This is a genomic window from Pseudomonas sp. KCJK9058 (genome assembly GCF_046230975.1).
GTDB classification, from domain to species: Bacteria; Pseudomonadota; Gammaproteobacteria; order Pseudomonadales; family Pseudomonadaceae; genus Aquipseudomonas; species Aquipseudomonas alloputida.
Genome location: NZ_JBJJLR010000001.1, coordinates 260,785 through 275,241 on the forward strand (window position 1 = coordinate 260,785; position 14,457 = coordinate 275,241).

Below are 14,457 nucleotides of genomic sequence, written 5' to 3' on the forward strand. Positions count from 1 at the left end.
TTTTTGCGCCTGGCGACATCGCCATAGCCCCATCTCCTCGGGCGGGCGAGATACCTTGCCCAAGGCGTAACCCCCTCAGTGCGAGTTCTCGCGACTGTTCTCCAGCGTCTCCAGCAACGCGATCTGCATGCGCGTGTGCACGCGGATAAACCAGCGCCACAACAACGCCACCACCACCGCAGCTACCACGGCAATCACCAGCAGCAATTCGCTGGTGGGCAGAATGCTGGCGGACAATGCCGACAGCAGCAGGAAAATCACCAGCAACGACAACAGCGGGATCACTTCGGCGATCACACGGCGCACGCGCTGGGTATGTCGCCCGGCCATTTCCGGCTTCACGCCCATCTCTGCCAGCAGCATCGAGAGTGCCTTTAGCTTGCGGTACGCAGCGATCAGGAATGGCAGTGATAGCAACAAAGCAGCCCCCCATATGACGGCCTTCTGCTGGCTGACATCGCTGACCCACTCACTGAGCCAATTGCCGATACGCCCTGCAAAGTAGCCGCCACTGAAGAAGATGGCGATCACCAGCGCCAGGTTCACCCCGACCTGCAACAGGATACGCCGGATCATCGCCGCCAGCATGGCACTCTCGCCCTGCGGCTGGATGTTGCGTAACCACTCGCCATACAACGACAACACGCGTGCGAGGCGGGCGGGCACCACATTGCCCAGTTTCTGCGACAACGGGTCAGCCGCGCGGATCAGATAGGGTGTCAGCAACGTGGTGATTGCCGATACCGCCACCGCCACCGGGTAAAGGAAGTCGCTGGTCACCTGCAGGGTCATGCCCAGCGCGGCAATGATGAAGGAGAACTCGCCGATCTGCGAAAGCCCCATGCCCACACGCAAAGACGTACGCCCGTCATTGCCGGCAATGAACGCCCCCATGCCGCAAGACAGCATTTTGCCCAGCACCACCGCCAGAGTGATGACAACGATAGGCCAGGCATAGTCGATCAGTACCTGAGGGTCGATCATCAGGCCGATGGCGACGAAGAAGATGGCACTGAACAGGTCGCGTACAGGCTCGATCAGGCGTTCGATCTTCAGCAACTGGCGTGATTCGGCCATGATTGCGCCAATCAGGAAAGCGCCTAGCACCATGCTGTACTCCAGCTTCACAACCAGCAGGCAGAAGCCGAAACACAGGCCCAGAACAGTGATCAGCAACATTTCGTTGCTTTCGAACTTGGCGACATAGGCCAGTAACCGCGGTACCAGCAAAATACCGATGACCAAGGCGACGATCATGAACAGCGACAGCTTGCCGACAGTGGAGAACACTTCGCCCGAGCTGACCGTGCCGCTGACCGCGATGCCCGACAGCAGGGCAATGATACCGATACCCAGAATGTCCTCGACGATCAGCACGCCGAAGATCAGCTGGGCAAAGCGCTCGTTCTTCATCTTCAAGTCGTTGAGCGCCTTGACGATGATGGTGGTGGAGGAAATGGCCAGGATGGCGCCCAGGAACAGTGAATCCATGGTGCTCCAGCCAAACCAGCGGCCAATCTCGAAACCGATCCAGATCATCAGGACGATTTCCAGGAACGCTGCGATAAACGCCGTGGCACCGACCTTGAACAGCTTGCGCAAGCTGAACTCGAGCCCCAGGCAGAACATCAGGAAGATCACCCCCAGTTCGGCGAGGGTCTTGATGGTGTCTTCGTCATGAATCAGGCCGAACGGCGGAGTGTGCGGGCCAATGATGAAGCCGGCGACAATGTAGCCCAGCACCACCGGCTGCTTGAAACGGTGAAAAAGAATGGTGACCACGCCAGCGACCAGCATGATGACTGCCAGGTCCTGGATGAAGCTGATGGCATGCATGGCGTGATACTCCTTTTCTCGTCTTGTGAAGGCCTGGGCAGACCGCTCCTCTGCCGAGGCAAACCTGAGCGAGCAGCAAGTACATACTGTATTGAATCCGGGAACACCCACGTTGCATGGGCTTACTCAGGTTAACATCGCACCCCGCCGCAAAAAGCCAGTGCAATATGCAGAAACAGATCGGCTGGAAAAGCGCCGCTGATGGCATGATCAGCGTGACGATGATGCGCCAGCCAACGTCCCGTATCAGCAAGGCACATTCAAAAGAGGGGAACAGCAGTGTCAGCAGATAACGCCCTCCATTCGCCCGATTCAGCGCAACCTCACCGTGAGCACACTATGGAACCTGGAAACGCCCAGCTGAGCATGACCGTCCTGATGACCCCGGACATGGCCAACTTTTCTGGCAACGTACATGGCGGCACCCTGCTCAAGTACCTCGACGAAGTGGCTTATGCATGCGCCAGCCGTTATGCCGGCAGTTATGTGGTAACCCTGTCGGTCGACCAGGTAATCTTCCGTGAACCCGTGCACGTGGGTGAACTGGTAACCTTCCTGGCGTCGGTCAACTACACCGGCAACACTTCGATGGAAGTTGGCATCAAAGTGGTGACCGAGAACATTCGCGAGCGCTCGGTGCGCCATTCCAACAGTTGCTTCTTCACCATGGTCGCGGTCGACGACAACCGCCGCCCGGTGCCGGTGCCGCCACGCCAGCCGCACAGCAGCGAAGAAAAGCGCCGCTTCCTGCAAGGCCAGCAGCGCCGGCAGATCCGCCAGGAACTGGAAAAGCGCTATCAGGACTTGAAAACCGACGCCATTTAAAGCGCCAGTAACTGCGCTTCGAAGCGCACCCGTGGGTGCGCAATGCGGTCCTGGGCCCGTACCAGCTGCAATTCGTAGCTGGCGCAGGCCTGGGTTTCCAGCAGCACTTCATGCACTGCCGCAGCCGTGAATTCGAATGCCTGCACCCAGCTGTCGCCAAGCAGCACACGCGCCAGGAACAGGCCTGAGGTCAGGTCACCCACCCCCACCGGCTGACGCGGAAACGCCAGCAGTGGGCGGCGCAAGTGCCAGCTGTGCTCGGCGGTCACCAGCAGCATTTCGAAATGCTCTTCGGCCCGCCCGGGGTACGCCAGGTGCTTGACCAGTACAACCTGTGGTCCACGCTGCAGCAGGCTGCGCGCCATGTTCACGCAGTCCTCCAGCGACTGGGCGCGGCGCCCACAGAAGCTGTCCAGCTCCAGCTGGTTGGGGCACAGGATGTCCGCCGTGGCTGCCGCCTCGTCAAGCAGGAACTCACTGACTTCGGGCGGCACGATGCAGCCCTTTTCCGGGTGCCCCATGACCGGGTCGCACAGGTATAACGCTTTTGGGTTTACCGCCTTGATCCGCTCGACACCGGCCAGGATCGCTCGCCCTTGTTCGGCACTGCCCAGGTAGCCGGAAAGCACCGCATCGCAGTGGCCCAGCTCGCCGATGTTGGAAATGCCTTCCACCAACGCAGGAATTTGCGCTGGGGCAAGCACTTCGCCCGCCCACTGGCCATACTGTGTGTGATTGGAGAACTGCACGGTATTGAGTGGCCAGGCATTGACCCCGATACGCTGCATGGGGAATACCGCGGCGCTGTTGCCGGCGTGGCCGAACACCACGTGGGACTGAATGGCGAGCAGGTGCGGGGTACGTTTCATGCGGGAGGTTTCCAAAGCTGTTTCTAGGATTGTGCGCAGCGCAGTATGAACTCGATTGCTACCTGTACGACAGGCCAGGAACGCAGTTAAGCTGGATCTACCTGTTTGGAGCATATGCAAATGTTGACCCTGGAGAACCTCTTCGTCCTGATGCTGGTAGCCACGGCAGGCGCCTGGTTGTGGCATAACCATGGGTTGCGTGAAAAGGCCCTGGAACGGGTCAAACAGCATTGCGCCAAACTCGACCTGGAGTTGCTTGACGATGCCGTAGCGCTCAAGCGCATCGCCTTTGTCCGGGATGCCAATGGCCGCAAGCGCCTGGCACGCGTCTATGCCTTCGAATTCACCGTCACGGGTGAGCAACGTCATCCCGGCACCGCGACCCAGTTCGGCGCCCACAGTGTGCAGATCGAGCTGGCGCCCTACCCGTTCGAAATCAAGACCCCACCGCGCGCCGACAACGTCATAGAGATGCAGCAATGGCGCCAGGAGCATAACCGCTGGCGCAACTGATCAACTGACGCGACATTCATCCAACCCGGCTTGCAATGCGGGTTGCGGTTGCGGCTGATCGAAAATCAGCTCGATACGCGTGTCCTTCCGCCAGTCGCTGGGCTGCCAAGCGGGCATATCCCCATTCAGCCCATTGAATGACCACCAGCCCTCCATGCTGTGGATAACTCCCTTGGCCCGTCGCCATGGCCAAGCACACAAGAAAGCCTTTAGCCGCTGTGGATAAAACTGTTGGCCAGGGTGCCACCGCCAGCCAATACTCCAACCACCCTCCCCCTGCTGGGCAAGGCAAATCGGTTGACTGGGGTCAGCCCACAGTGCTGCTGGAGCGATTCCAGGATTGTCGACAATCCTGTTTTTCAAGAATGGGCTGTCAACAATCTGTGGAGATACCGTCGGGAGGCCGGACAAAGGCAACTGCCCCTGCACGGTCCACATGATCTTCTTTTCTTTAAATTTATTACTTATCAACAACTTATGTATTTCATCCACAGCCTCTGACTTATTGAAAACCACGCCTTCAGAGGCGTTGAAAGCCTGCTGTTGAGCCTCTGGAAGCGGCTCGTTTCGGGCCATGGCCTGGGCATCCACAACCATCAAGAGTGGCTGAATTGTCAGCACTCCAACCCAAGGCGCTTGCTGCAACTGAGCCAGCAGCTGCAACGGATGGCCCAGGCCGGAAGGTTCGATAAACAGCCGGTCAGGCCGCGATTTGCGTAGCAATCGGCCCAGGCCCACCTGGAACGGCATGCCGTTGACGCAGCAAAGGCAGCCGCCTGCGACCTCGCCGATGGCGATGCCGTCTTCGTCACGGCTGAGTAAGGCTGCATCCAGGCCGACCAGGCCGAACTCGTTGATCAATACCGCCCAGCGCTCGTTTGCGGGGCGCTGGGCCAGCAAGTGACGGATCAAAGTGGTCTTGCCAGTACCCAGCGGGCCAGCAATTACATGGGTGGGAATGTTCTGCAACATGGCGTGGCTTCAGGCGGCGGTGATGCCTCACTATGCGCTGTCAGGCCAGCCAGTCAAGGCTGAGCAGCAAACGCCCCCGCTGTGCCGAAGGCGACCGATGAACCAGGCCTGCCCCTTCATTACCCTGCCATTTTTCACCTTTGAGTATCGCCACCTCACCGGCTTGCAGGTGCTGGATGTTATCCACAGATGGTTCAGCTGTGTGTAACTCACCACGACCGCTATCCCGCTCTTGCAACCATTCGCTACCTGGGCCGACGTAGGTGGTGAGCAGGCGCAACGGTACGTTATCCACATGGAAGCGCGGGCACATCGGACCGTCCAGAACGCGCAAGCGCAAACCGACCCGTCGTGCGCCAACCAGACAGGTATAAGCCGCCACCAACCAGGTCACATCAGCAACGAAAGCTTCATATCCATGCAAATCCGCCGCTTCACGCAGCAGATCTGGCAATACCGGCTTCTGTTCCTCGTCCACATCAATTACCCGCTGATCAGCCAAAGGCTGACCAAGGCTGATCACCAGTGCGGCAAAGTCCTCCAGTTGTGCCGGCAAGCGCCGCCGCCAGACGGCCAGGTTCACGCCATCCTGCAGCACTTCGGCCAGCACTTGGGGCGTCTCGCCAAACACCTGAAAGATATCCACAGGTCGGTGAGCCAGGTTCATGCTGCCGCCTCCTCATGCCATGGGCCAAATGGGTCAGGTAGGCGCAACCAACCCATGTGGCCCAAATCCATTTCTTGATCCGTCAACAGGCATGCATCGAGGGCTGTGGATAATTTTTCGAAGTCGATATTCTGCCCGATAAACACCAACTCCTGGCGGCAGTCACCGGTCTCAGCGGTCCAGTGTTTCAAGATCTCGCTCGTGTTATCCACATCCTGTGGCCACTGCTCGCGTGGCACGAAGCGCCACCAGCGGCCAGCCAGACCATGGCGCATCATGCCGCCCGCTTGCGACCAGCTGCCAGCTTCCTGATATTTGCTGGCCAACCAGAAAAACCCTTTGGAACGCAGCAGCCTTCCGTTTTCCCAGTCCTTGTGGATAAAGTCGTAAAAGCGCTGTGGATGAAGCGGGCGTCGGGCCTGCCAGGTCATGGCCGCGATACCGTACTCTTCGGTTTCTGGTACATGTTCACCGCGCAGCTCCTGCAACCAGCCTGGTGCTTGGGCCGCCTGATCGAAGTCGAACAGCCCGGTGTTGAGGATACGTGCCAACGGCACTTGGCCCATGACCATGGGTACGATCTGCGCTCGGGCATTGAGGCTGCGCAAAATAGCGATGAGTTCTTCGCGCTCATGTTGGCTGATCAGGTCGATCTTGCTCAGCAGCAGCACATCTGCGAACTCGACCTGCTCGATCAGCAAATCACTGATCGACCGCTCGTCTTCTTCGCCCAACGTTTCACCACGACTGGCCAGGCTGTCTGCTGCTTGATAGTCGCGCAGGAAGTTCAAGCCATCGACCACGGTGACCATGGTGTCCAGTCGCGCCATATCGGACAGACTGCGACCCTGCTCGTCGCGGAAAGTGAAGGTCTCAGCCACTGGCAGTGGCTCAGAGATACCGGTGGACTCGATCAGCAAATAATCGAAACGCCCCTCTTCGGCCAGCCGCGCAACCTCCTCAAGCAGGTCTTCGCGCAACGTGCAGCAAATGCAGCCGTTGCTCATCTCGACCAGTTTCTCTTCAGCGCGGTTGAGGCTGACATTGCGCTGCACCTCACTGGCATCGATGTTGATTTCACTCATATCGTTGACGATTACCGCCACCCGCAGGTTGTCGCGGTTGCGCAGCACATGGTTGAGCAGCGTGCTCTTGCCGGCGCCCAAAAAGCCGGACAGCACGGTGACGGGAAGACGATTGGACATGGCGAACCCCTTCAGGCAGACGCATTCGAAACGATGCATTGCATAATGTTATAAAATAACAATACACTTTCGCCAAGTGGTTCTCGACGGACGAGTGCTCACAGAGGATGAAAAATGAATCTGCCACGCGTCATGGCGTTGCTGGTGCTCACCATGCCTGCCTCGCTGTTGGCCATGCCGCAAAATGGTGCATTGGCCCTTTGTACGCGAAGTGCGACGCTGCTCGCTTGCCAGGACGGCAAAGGCAACTACTACAGCGTGCGCACCGAAGGCAGCACGTTCTACCTCCGCGGCTATGACTTCAGCAGCCGCCGACTATGGGCACAAACCAACAGCCGCTATGGCACGTTGACTTTTTTTACCGGCCTGGCCAGCAATGGTGAGGCCTGGGTGGGTTACAGCCGCCGAGTAGGCTGGACCACCTTGAACCGCGTATCGAGTTCCAGCGGGGAGCGCTTCAAGCTGCATTGCAGCTTGATCGAGGGCTGCCGTTGATGCGTTCTTTTGTTTTGAAGGCTTTGCCTCTACTGCCGCCTATTCGCACATCAGCTTCGAGCGCTTGCTGAAAACGCCTGCCTTGATCAGCCTTTCTCAGGCCGAAAGGCTATGCGGTAACCGCGTCGAGGCTAGGATTGAAAATGAAATGTTCCACGTGGAACTATTCGTTTCCCTACCGACTTCTGGAACTGGCCATGCTCGGCTGCTCGAACGGCAACTGAGGCTGCATGCCCACGACGCGGTTGCCACCCGCCAGTGGCAATGGGATTTCAGCTGCGCGGTTTGACCGTACCGCAGTCATTGCCTAGCCACACCGCACGCGTGTTCATGCTGCCTTGCTGCTGCACACCCGAAGCGTTGAACGTGCCACTGACCTGGGTGGTGAATTCCCGATCACTGAGAAATGTAGCCTGGCCACTACCCTGTGCCTTCGGGCAGCTGAACTGGAATTTCCACACGTTACCGGTACGGTCGGTAATCTTCTGAGTGCAGCCCGATTTCGGGTCCTGCAGCGGAATGTCATTCGTTGCCACCTGTTCCGGTGTCAGGCACGAACGCACTCCCTTGCCACCTACACTTACCCCTTGTTTGGCCAACACCCCCTCCATCATTGCGCGCTGCTCTGGCGGCAGGTTCTTCAACTGGCCAAGCATGAATTCCATGTCGGGCAGCGGCTTGCCATCGACCTGCATGTTGCTGGTGGTCAGCTCCCACAACCCCGGTTGCAGCATCTGGGCTTGCACCAGCGGACTGCTCATGCCTAGGGCCAACGCCAACAGTGGCAGACGAATCTTCATGGACGAACGCTCCTGGAAAAAAACCGGTCAAACGGGCCGGACTGAGCCTTAGACGCCAAATCCGCCTGCGGGTTGCAGGCGGACCGGGAACGTGTTCTGTTACCTCAAGTGTACTCGGCAAGCAGGATGCATATGGATTACCACAGCCCCTACTTCTTTGGTTACCTACTCGGCCTGATCCATCTGCTGGGTATAGTCGCCGCACTGCATGCGCTGTTCACCGTGCGGACAGCTCAGGGTGCCATTGCGTGGGCGATGCCCTTGCTCTTCATCCCCTACCTCACCTTGATCCCCTACCTGATCTTCGGCGCCCGCTCGTTCTATGCCTACATCAAGGCTCGGCGCCAGGCAAACCAGGAAATGCACGTGGCCATGGCCAACCTCAACTGGCGGCCCTGGGTTGAAGAAGCCCTTACCGCCCGCGAGTCGGAAAGCTACACAGCCTTGCGCGCCATGCCCAAGCTGGGTCGCATGCCATGCCTGGCAAATAACCAGGTGAAACTGCTGATCAATGGCAAGGCCACCTTCGATGCCATCTTCGCAGCCATCGAAAAAGCACGCGATGTGGTACTGGTGCAGTTCTTCATCATTCATGACGACACCCTCGGCAAGGCACTGCAGCAACTCTTGCTACGCAAAGCCGCCGAAGGCGTGCAGGTGTTCGTGCTGTACGACCGTGTCGGCAGCCACGCCTTGCCGGCCAGCTACAGCCAGATGCTGCGTGACGGCGGCGTGCAGATCCATGCATTCGCCACCCGTCGCGGCTGGTTCAATCGCTTCCAGGTGAACTTCCGCAACCATCGCAAGATTGTGGTGGTGGATGGCTTGCTCGGCTTCATCGGCGGCCACAATGTGGGAGACGAGTACCTGGGTGAACATCCACAGCTTTCCCCCTGGCGTGACACCCACGTACAGATCAGCGGACCGGTGCTGGCCTGCTTGCAAGAGTCGTTCGCCGAGGACTGGTACTGGGCCACGCGCCAGCTACCGCCACTGATCCTGCCCGATACGTACCCGGATAACGGCGTGCTGTGTCAGGCCCTGGCCAGCGGCCCGGCAGACCCACAAGAAACCTGCTCGCTGTTCTTCCTTGAAGCGATTCATTCGGCCACCCGCAGGGTGTGGATCACCAGCCCGTACTTCATCCCTGACGAGGCCGTGTTCGCCGCCTTGCGGCTGGCGGTGCTACGGGGAGTCGATGTGCGGGTGCTGATCCCGTCACGGCCTGACCACCGCATCGTCTACGCCGCCTCCAGCCTGTTTGCCTTCGAAGCGGTGCGCGCGGGCGTACGTATGTTCCGTTACCAACCCGGGTTTCTGCATCAGAAAGTGGTGCTGGTGGATGATGACATCAGTGCGATTGGGAGTGCCAACCTGGACAACCGATCGTTCCGCCTGAACTTCGAGATTACCCTGCTGACAGTCGATCGCGGCTTCGCCGACCAGGTCGAGCACATGCTCCAGGAAGACTTCGAACAAGCGCGGGAAATTACTGCAGAAGACACCCAAGATACCCATCGACTACAGCAATTGGGGATGCGGATTGCGAGGCTGATATCGCCGATTCTTTAGGGTGAACACGCCCGTTGAAAGCGGCCTTTTCGCGCTAAAGGCCGCTCCTGCACAACCCTATCAGGGCTGCGACACTTACGATTTCAGCGGTACAAGTCTTCCCGCGTCCAGGGCAGGTCATGATGCCCGTCGGCGTATGGCTTCACTGCCAATATCTGGTGCAGGTTGATCCACCCCTTCTGAAAGGCGTAGGCACACCCGGCCAAGTACAAACGCCAGATCCGCAGGGTCTTCTCAGGCACCAGCGCTGCCGCCTTGTGCAACTGGTTCTCCAGGTTCTCGCTCCAGTGGTGCAAGGTTTTAGCGTAGTGCAGGCGCAGGCTCTCCACGTCCACTACCTCCAGCCCGGCTTCACAGATACTGGCGCTGATCATCGACAGGTGCGGCAGCTCGCCGTGGGGGAATACATAGCGATCGATGAACTCACCCGCCCCGCGCCCGACCGGTCGGCCATCGACGTGCTTGGCAGTGATGCCGTGGTTCATCACCAGCCCCCCTTCCCTCACCGCCCCAAAAAGCTTCTGGCAGTACAGCGCCAGGTTGGCATGCCCGACATGCTCGAACATACCCACGCTGACAACCTTGTCGAAGCGACCATCCTGAGGCAGATCGCGATAATCGAGAATCTGCAGGTCGACCTTGTCGGCAAGCCCTTCGGCTTGCACACGCTTGCGGCCGAGCTTCAATTGCTCCTTGCTCAGGGTAATACCGAACACCTTGGCGCCATATTCACGGGCAGCGAACCGCGCCAGCCCGCCCCAGCCACAGCCAACATCGAGCAGGTAGTCACCAGCATCCAGGCGCAGCTTGCGGCACAGGTGGTCGAACTTGTCCTGCTGCGCCTGGTCGAGCGTATTGTCCGGCTCACGGAAGTAGGCGCAGGAATAGACCATGTCCTGGTCCAGCCAGAGCTGGTAGAACGCGTTGGACACGTCATAGTGGTAGGAGATTGCCTTGGCGTCGGTGCTCTTGTCATGAGACACACGCGGCGGCGGCGATTCATCCTCATCCGCCAGCAGCGCTTCGCTCAGCTCGTCGCACACGCGGATGGCCTCACCGATATCGCCTTCCAGCTCCAGCTTGCCTTCGACGAATGCGGTGCCTAGCTGGTCCATGCTTGGGTGGGTCAACTGGCTGATCAGTTGCGGCTCCTTCACCAGAATGGTGACCTGAGGACTAGGCCCAAGATCAAACTGGTTACCGTCCCACAGCTTCAGCCTCAGCGGCAGATGCAAACTCTGCAATGCAGGTGGAAGTTGAGCAAGCATGAAACACCCCTCCTGTCCGTAATTAGCCACGACGCCTAATATTTCGAACGTCGCCGGATCAGAGTAGTTCATCTGTGGGATGTTTCCTCTAAACAAGACCATGGTCTAGAACCAACTGATCTTATCCACACAGCAGATTGTATACAATCTCTGCGTCTCAGCTTAACCTTGTGCCCTCTCGCGCTTCTACATCCTGGAGTTGAACCCATGAAATCCTATGACGTGGTGATCATCGGCGGTGGCCCTGGTGGCTATAACGCAGCCATCCGCGCTGGCCAGTTGGGCCTGAGCGTTGCCTGCGTGGAAGGCCGCTCGACCTTGGGCGGTACCTGCCTGAACGTCGGCTGCATGCCATCCAAGGCACTGCTGCATGCTTCGGAGCTTTACGAAGCTGCCAGCGGTGACGAGTTCGCCCACCTCGGTATCGAAGTAAAGCCCACCCTCAACCTCGCCCAGATGATGAAACAGAAGGATGAGAGCGTGACAGGCCTGACCAAGGGCATCGAATACCTGTTCCGCAAGAACAAGGTCGAGTGGATCAAAGGCTGGGGCCGCCTGGATGGCATCGGCAAGGTCGTGGTCAAGGCCGAAGACGGTAGCGAAACCGCGTTGCAGGCCAAGGACATCGTCATTGCCACCGGCTCTGAGCCCACCCCTCTGCCAGGTGTGACCGTCGACAACCAGCGCATTATCGACTCGACCGGCGCGCTGTCGCTGCCGCAAGTGCCCAAGCACCTGGTCGTCATCGGTGCTGGCGTGATCGGTCTTGAGCTGGGTTCGGTCTGGCGCCGCCTGGGTAGCCAGGTCACTGTCATCGAATACCTGGACCGCATCTGCCCCGGCACCGACACGGAAACGGCCAAGGCCCTGCAGAAGGCGCTCGCCAAGCAAGGCATGGTGTTCAAGCTGGGCAGTAAAGTGACTCAGGCTACCGCAGGTGCCGATGGCGTCAGCCTGACGCTGGAGCCTGCCGCCGGTGGTACCGCAGAATCGCTGCAAGCCGATTACGTGCTGGTGGCTATCGGCCGCCGCCCTTATACCAAAGGGCTGAACCTGGAAAGCGTGGGCCTGGAAGCCGACAAGCGCGGCATGCTCGGCAACGAGCACCACCGTACCTCAGTGCCGGGTGTCTGGGTGATTGGCGACGTCACTTCGGGCCCGATGCTGGCGCACAAGGCCGAAGACGAAGCGGTGGCCTGTATCGAACGCATCGCCGGCAAGCCCCACGAGGTCAACTACAACCTCATCCCTGGGGTGATCTATACCCGCCCGGAGATGGCCACTGTGGGCAAGACTGAAGAGCAGCTCAAGGCCGAAGGGCGTGCCTACAAGGTTGGCAAGTTCCCCTTCACCGCCAACAGCCGTGCCAAGATCAACCACGAGACCGAAGGCTTCGCCAAGGTCATCGCCGATGCCGAAACCGATGAAGTACTGGGTGTGCACCTGGTGGGCCCAAGCGTCAGCGAGATGATTGGTGAGTTCTGCGTGGCTATGGAGTTCTCGGCCTCGGCAGAAGATATCGCCCTCACCTGCCACCCTCACCCGACGCGCTCCGAGGCCCTGCGCCAGGCGGCGATGAATGTGGATGGCATGGCCATGCAAATCTGACGAGCCCCATTCGCTGCGTCAGGCCATGTCCTTACCTTCGGCATTCGCTTGGCGGGCATACAGGGATAGAGCCGCCTTTAATTCCGGCCGGCTCTATCTTCAGGTATCAAGTCACAGCCAAGCCTTGATCTGTGCACTCACTGCGCCGGTGGAGATGCCGTAGCGGTCATGCAGCGTCGGCAGAGCGCCGGCATCGGGCAAGGCGATCTGGCGGAATGTCGGCGTTACCCCGTTGCGCAGCAGCAGGCCCGCCACCGCTTCGCCCAGGCCGTCGATGATCGAATGGTTTTCGGCGGTGACACTGCCATCTCGCCAAGCATTCGCATTACCAGCACCACCAGAGCGCCAGCAAGCGCATAGGCAATGATTGCTGCCGGACCTGCCGCAGCGATCGCTTGTTCGGACCCTACGAACAAATCCGCGCCGATCACACCGGCAATCGACAACATGGTCACATGTCGAGGCTTGAATCCCTGAGCCAACTGATCGCTGGCTTTCCCAGACGTCATCATAGTCATTATGGTCCCTGCTTTTGCTCTTGTTATGGGTAGAGGGGCACTTCACCGCTTAACCATAGAGAGCGAAAACAGGGCTCAATTAACTGGTTCGGACATCAAACGGAGTGAGGCGGACATATCCCTGGGCTCCGACGTTTCATGACAACCTTGCCAATGACACATCAACGCCGGGTTTATTCCTTATAAAGCAAACAACCATAGCCGTTACACCAATGCCGAACAGATACAGTGCTTGTGGACCGGCATGCTCCATCATCGCCCCTGCAACCAGCGGGCCGATGGTCGCGCCGATACCAAAGGTCATCAGCAGCACTCCGGCCAGCGATACACGCAGTTCCGGCTCTAGGTTGTCATTGGCATGGGCAACGCCCAGCGGATACAAACAGAACTGCAAGAAGCCGATGGCAGCCCCGGCCAACATGATCCACAGCTGCCCTGATGCCAGCCCGAAGGCCAGCGGCAAATAGGCTATGCACAGCAATGCAGCGGTAGCGCGGATCAAGGTGATGCGGGAAATATGATCCGACAGTTTACCCAGCGGTAGTTGTGCTAGAAGCCCGGCGGCAATGCTGACAGCCATGAACTGCCCGACCTGCGCCGGACTAAAGCCCAGTTGCGCAGCAAAGATCGGCGTCAGCCCATACAGGCAACCGTTCAGCAATCCCGAGGCAAGAATCGTGAACAACGATTGAGGAAGTCTACGCAGGTACAGGAAGGGTTTGATCCGGGCCTGGTTGATGTTGCGCGGCTGGGTACCGTTGTGCAGAGCCACGGGGATCAAACCAATGGCAAAAGCCATGGCCACGCCCGTCAACGCCAAGGTGTGCAGCCCATCTCCCAGACTGAGCATCAATTGCCCTAGCATCATGCCGACATAGCTGGCCACCATGTACAGCGACATGGCGCCGCCTCGCCGGCTGACCGGTGCGCAGTCGTTGAGCCAGCTCTCGATGACCATCAATTGGCCCATCATTGCCGCACCAACGACAAATCGCAGGGCAAGCCACAGCAATAAGCCATCACTGAGCTGGTGCGAGAGCACCGCAGTGACAATCACCCCGGCGCTCACCACAAAGGCCCGAGCATGGCCGACCAGGCCAATCAGCCAATAACCGGAGCGGGCTCCCAACACCATGCCCAGCGCGTTGGCGGCCATAAGCGCACCACCCCATACCTGCGCCACACCGGAAGCATTCAGGCGCAGGGCCAGGTAGGTCATCAGCAGGCTGGAACCCAGCTGCATCAACAAGGCAGCGACATAAATCGTGCCGAACCGTTTGGATAATGCGAACAATTGGATTCCCCAGAC

At 59.0% G+C, this 14,457-nt stretch carries 13 protein-coding genes and 2 pseudogenes; 5 read left to right on the top strand and 10 right to left on the bottom strand.

The genetic code is table 11. The features are described from left to right. Positions 1-75 precede the first annotated feature (75 nt). The gene (locus ACK59Z_RS01200) at positions 76-1,836 is read right to left on the bottom strand and encodes a cation:proton antiporter (RefSeq protein WP_003253264.1); all 1,761 of its coding nucleotides are present in this window, start codon (positions 1,834-1,836) and stop codon (positions 76-78) included. A 339-nt stretch (positions 1,837-2,175) separates the two neighbouring features. Between ACK59Z_RS01200 and ACK59Z_RS01205 the strand changes: the two genes are divergently transcribed. Then, on the top strand, positions 2,176-2,661 hold the full coding sequence (locus ACK59Z_RS01205) for an acyl-CoA thioesterase (protein WP_003253263.1): 486 nt from the start codon (positions 2,176-2,178) through the stop codon (positions 2,659-2,661). Here the strand turns inward: ACK59Z_RS01205 and pdxY are convergent. Continuing rightward, entirely contained in the window at positions 2,658-3,530 is an 873-nt protein-coding gene (gene pdxY / locus ACK59Z_RS01210) for a pyridoxal kinase PdxY (RefSeq protein WP_004575195.1), read from the bottom strand. The two genes, ACK59Z_RS01205 and pdxY, sit on opposite strands and share 4 nt — an antisense overlap. A 120-nt stretch (positions 3,531-3,650) precedes the next feature. Here pdxY and ACK59Z_RS01215 point away from each other — a divergent pair, with 120 nt between their 5' ends. Further along, positions 3,651-4,043: a DUF3301 domain-containing protein gene (locus ACK59Z_RS01215; protein WP_003253259.1), complete on the top strand. Its 393-nt coding sequence runs from the start codon at positions 3,651-3,653 to the stop codon at positions 4,041-4,043. Here the strand turns inward: ACK59Z_RS01215 and ACK59Z_RS01220 are convergent, their stop codons facing one another. Genes ACK59Z_RS01220 through zigA form a run of 3 tightly spaced genes read right to left on the bottom strand, consistent with a single transcriptional unit; the run spans position 4,044 to position 6,887 of the window. Then, positions 4,044-5,015 carry a GTP-binding protein gene (locus ACK59Z_RS01220; RefSeq protein WP_108192095.1) on the bottom strand — a complete coding sequence of 324 codons (972 nt, stop codon included), beginning with the start codon at positions 5,013-5,015 and terminating at the stop codon, positions 4,044-4,046. 40 nt (positions 5,016-5,055) lie between these two features. Then, on the bottom strand, positions 5,056-5,682 hold the full coding sequence (locus ACK59Z_RS01225) for a DUF1826 domain-containing protein (protein ID WP_108192096.1): 627 nt from the start codon (positions 5,680-5,682) through the stop codon (positions 5,056-5,058). Next, positions 5,679-6,887 (bottom strand): zinc metallochaperone GTPase ZigA, encoded by a 1,209-nt coding sequence (zigA, locus tag ACK59Z_RS01230; RefSeq protein WP_108192130.1) that lies wholly within the window; start codon positions 6,885-6,887, stop codon positions 5,679-5,681. The genes ACK59Z_RS01225 and zigA overlap by 4 nt, the downstream gene beginning before the upstream one ends. A 114-nt stretch (positions 6,888-7,001) precedes the next feature. On the opposite strand from zigA, the gene ACK59Z_RS01235 reads away from it, so the two are divergent. After that, complete coding sequence (locus tag ACK59Z_RS01235) at positions 7,002-7,382, top strand: hypothetical protein (protein WP_004575191.1); 381 nt, start codon at positions 7,002-7,004, stop codon at positions 7,380-7,382. Between the two features lie 272 nt (positions 7,383-7,654). Here the strand turns inward: ACK59Z_RS01235 and ACK59Z_RS01240 are convergent, their stop codons facing one another. Continuing rightward, entirely contained in the window at positions 7,655-8,182 is a 528-nt protein-coding gene (locus ACK59Z_RS01240) for a DUF3617 domain-containing protein (protein WP_003253248.1), read from the bottom strand. 132 nt (positions 8,183-8,314) lie between these two features. Here ACK59Z_RS01240 and cls point away from each other — a divergent pair, with 132 nt between their 5' ends. Next, the gene (cls, locus tag ACK59Z_RS01245) at positions 8,315-9,754 is read left to right on the top strand and encodes a cardiolipin synthase (protein WP_108192097.1); all 1,440 of its coding nucleotides are present in this window, start codon (positions 8,315-8,317) and stop codon (positions 9,752-9,754) included. Positions 9,755-9,837: 83 nt separating this feature from the next. Here the strand turns inward: cls and cfaB are convergent, their stop codons facing one another. Next, positions 9,838-11,022, bottom strand: a complete 1,185-nt coding sequence (gene cfaB, locus ACK59Z_RS01250; RefSeq protein ID WP_108192098.1) for a C17 cyclopropane fatty acid synthase CfaB — start codon at positions 11,020-11,022, stop codon at positions 9,838-9,840. Positions 11,023-11,229: 207 nt separating this feature from the next. On the opposite strand from cfaB, the gene lpdA reads away from it, so the two are divergent. Then, positions 11,230-12,630, top strand: a complete 1,401-nt coding sequence (gene lpdA, locus ACK59Z_RS01255) for a dihydrolipoyl dehydrogenase (RefSeq protein WP_003253243.1) — start codon at positions 11,230-11,232, stop codon at positions 12,628-12,630. A gap of 111 nt (positions 12,631-12,741) precedes the next feature. On the opposite strand, the pseudogene ACK59Z_RS01260 reads toward lpdA, so the two are convergent. The 3 genes and pseudogenes from ACK59Z_RS01260 to ACK59Z_RS01270 all read right to left on the bottom strand — a co-directional run. Beyond that, a pseudogene (locus ACK59Z_RS01260) lies at positions 12,742-12,930 on the bottom strand (transketolase family protein); the annotation flags it as partial. Beyond that, positions 12,900-13,148 (bottom strand): annotated as a pseudogene (locus ACK59Z_RS01265) (GABA permease); the annotation flags it as partial. The pseudogenes ACK59Z_RS01265 and ACK59Z_RS01260, both read right to left, overlap by 31 nt. A 136-nt stretch (positions 13,149-13,284) precedes the next feature. Continuing rightward, positions 13,285-14,442 carry an MFS transporter gene (locus ACK59Z_RS01270; protein ID WP_108192100.1) on the bottom strand — a complete coding sequence of 386 codons (1,158 nt, stop codon included), beginning with the start codon at positions 14,440-14,442 and terminating at the stop codon, positions 13,285-13,287. Between the last annotated feature and the right edge of the window lie 15 nt (positions 14,443-14,457).

Excerpts from the sequence above, each read along its gene's own strand:
- cfaB (WP_108192098.1), bottom strand. The coding sequence starts at position 11,022 with ATGCTTGCTCAACTTCCACCTGCATTGCAGAGTTTGCATCTGCCGCTG.
- ACK59Z_RS01205 (WP_003253263.1), top strand. The coding sequence starts at position 2,176 with ATGGAACCTGGAAACGCCCAGCTGAGCATGACCGTCCTGATGACCCCG.
- ACK59Z_RS01220 (WP_108192095.1), bottom strand. The coding sequence starts at position 5,015 with ATGTTGCAGAACATTCCCACCCATGTAATTGCTGGCCCGCTGGGTACT.
- ACK59Z_RS01215 (WP_003253259.1), top strand. The coding sequence starts at position 3,651 with ATGTTGACCCTGGAGAACCTCTTCGTCCTGATGCTGGTAGCCACGGCA.
- zigA (WP_108192130.1), bottom strand. The coding sequence starts at position 6,887 with ATGTCCAATCGTCTTCCCGTCACCGTGCTGTCCGGCTTTTTGGGCGCC.
- ACK59Z_RS01240 (WP_003253248.1), bottom strand. The coding sequence starts at position 8,182 with ATGAAGATTCGTCTGCCACTGTTGGCGTTGGCCCTAGGCATGAGCAGT.
- lpdA (WP_003253243.1), top strand. The coding sequence starts at position 11,230 with ATGAAATCCTATGACGTGGTGATCATCGGCGGTGGCCCTGGTGGCTAT.
- ACK59Z_RS01235 (WP_004575191.1), top strand. The coding sequence starts at position 7,002 with ATGAATCTGCCACGCGTCATGGCGTTGCTGGTGCTCACCATGCCTGCC.
- pdxY (WP_004575195.1), bottom strand. The coding sequence starts at position 3,530 with ATGAAACGTACCCCGCACCTGCTCGCCATTCAGTCCCACGTGGTGTTC.
- cls (WP_108192097.1), top strand. The coding sequence starts at position 8,315 with ATGGATTACCACAGCCCCTACTTCTTTGGTTACCTACTCGGCCTGATC.
- ACK59Z_RS01200 (WP_003253264.1), bottom strand. The coding sequence starts at position 1,836 with ATGCATGCCATCAGCTTCATCCAGGACCTGGCAGTCATCATGCTGGTC.
- ACK59Z_RS01225 (WP_108192096.1), bottom strand. The coding sequence starts at position 5,682 with ATGAACCTGGCTCACCGACCTGTGGATATCTTTCAGGTGTTTGGCGAG.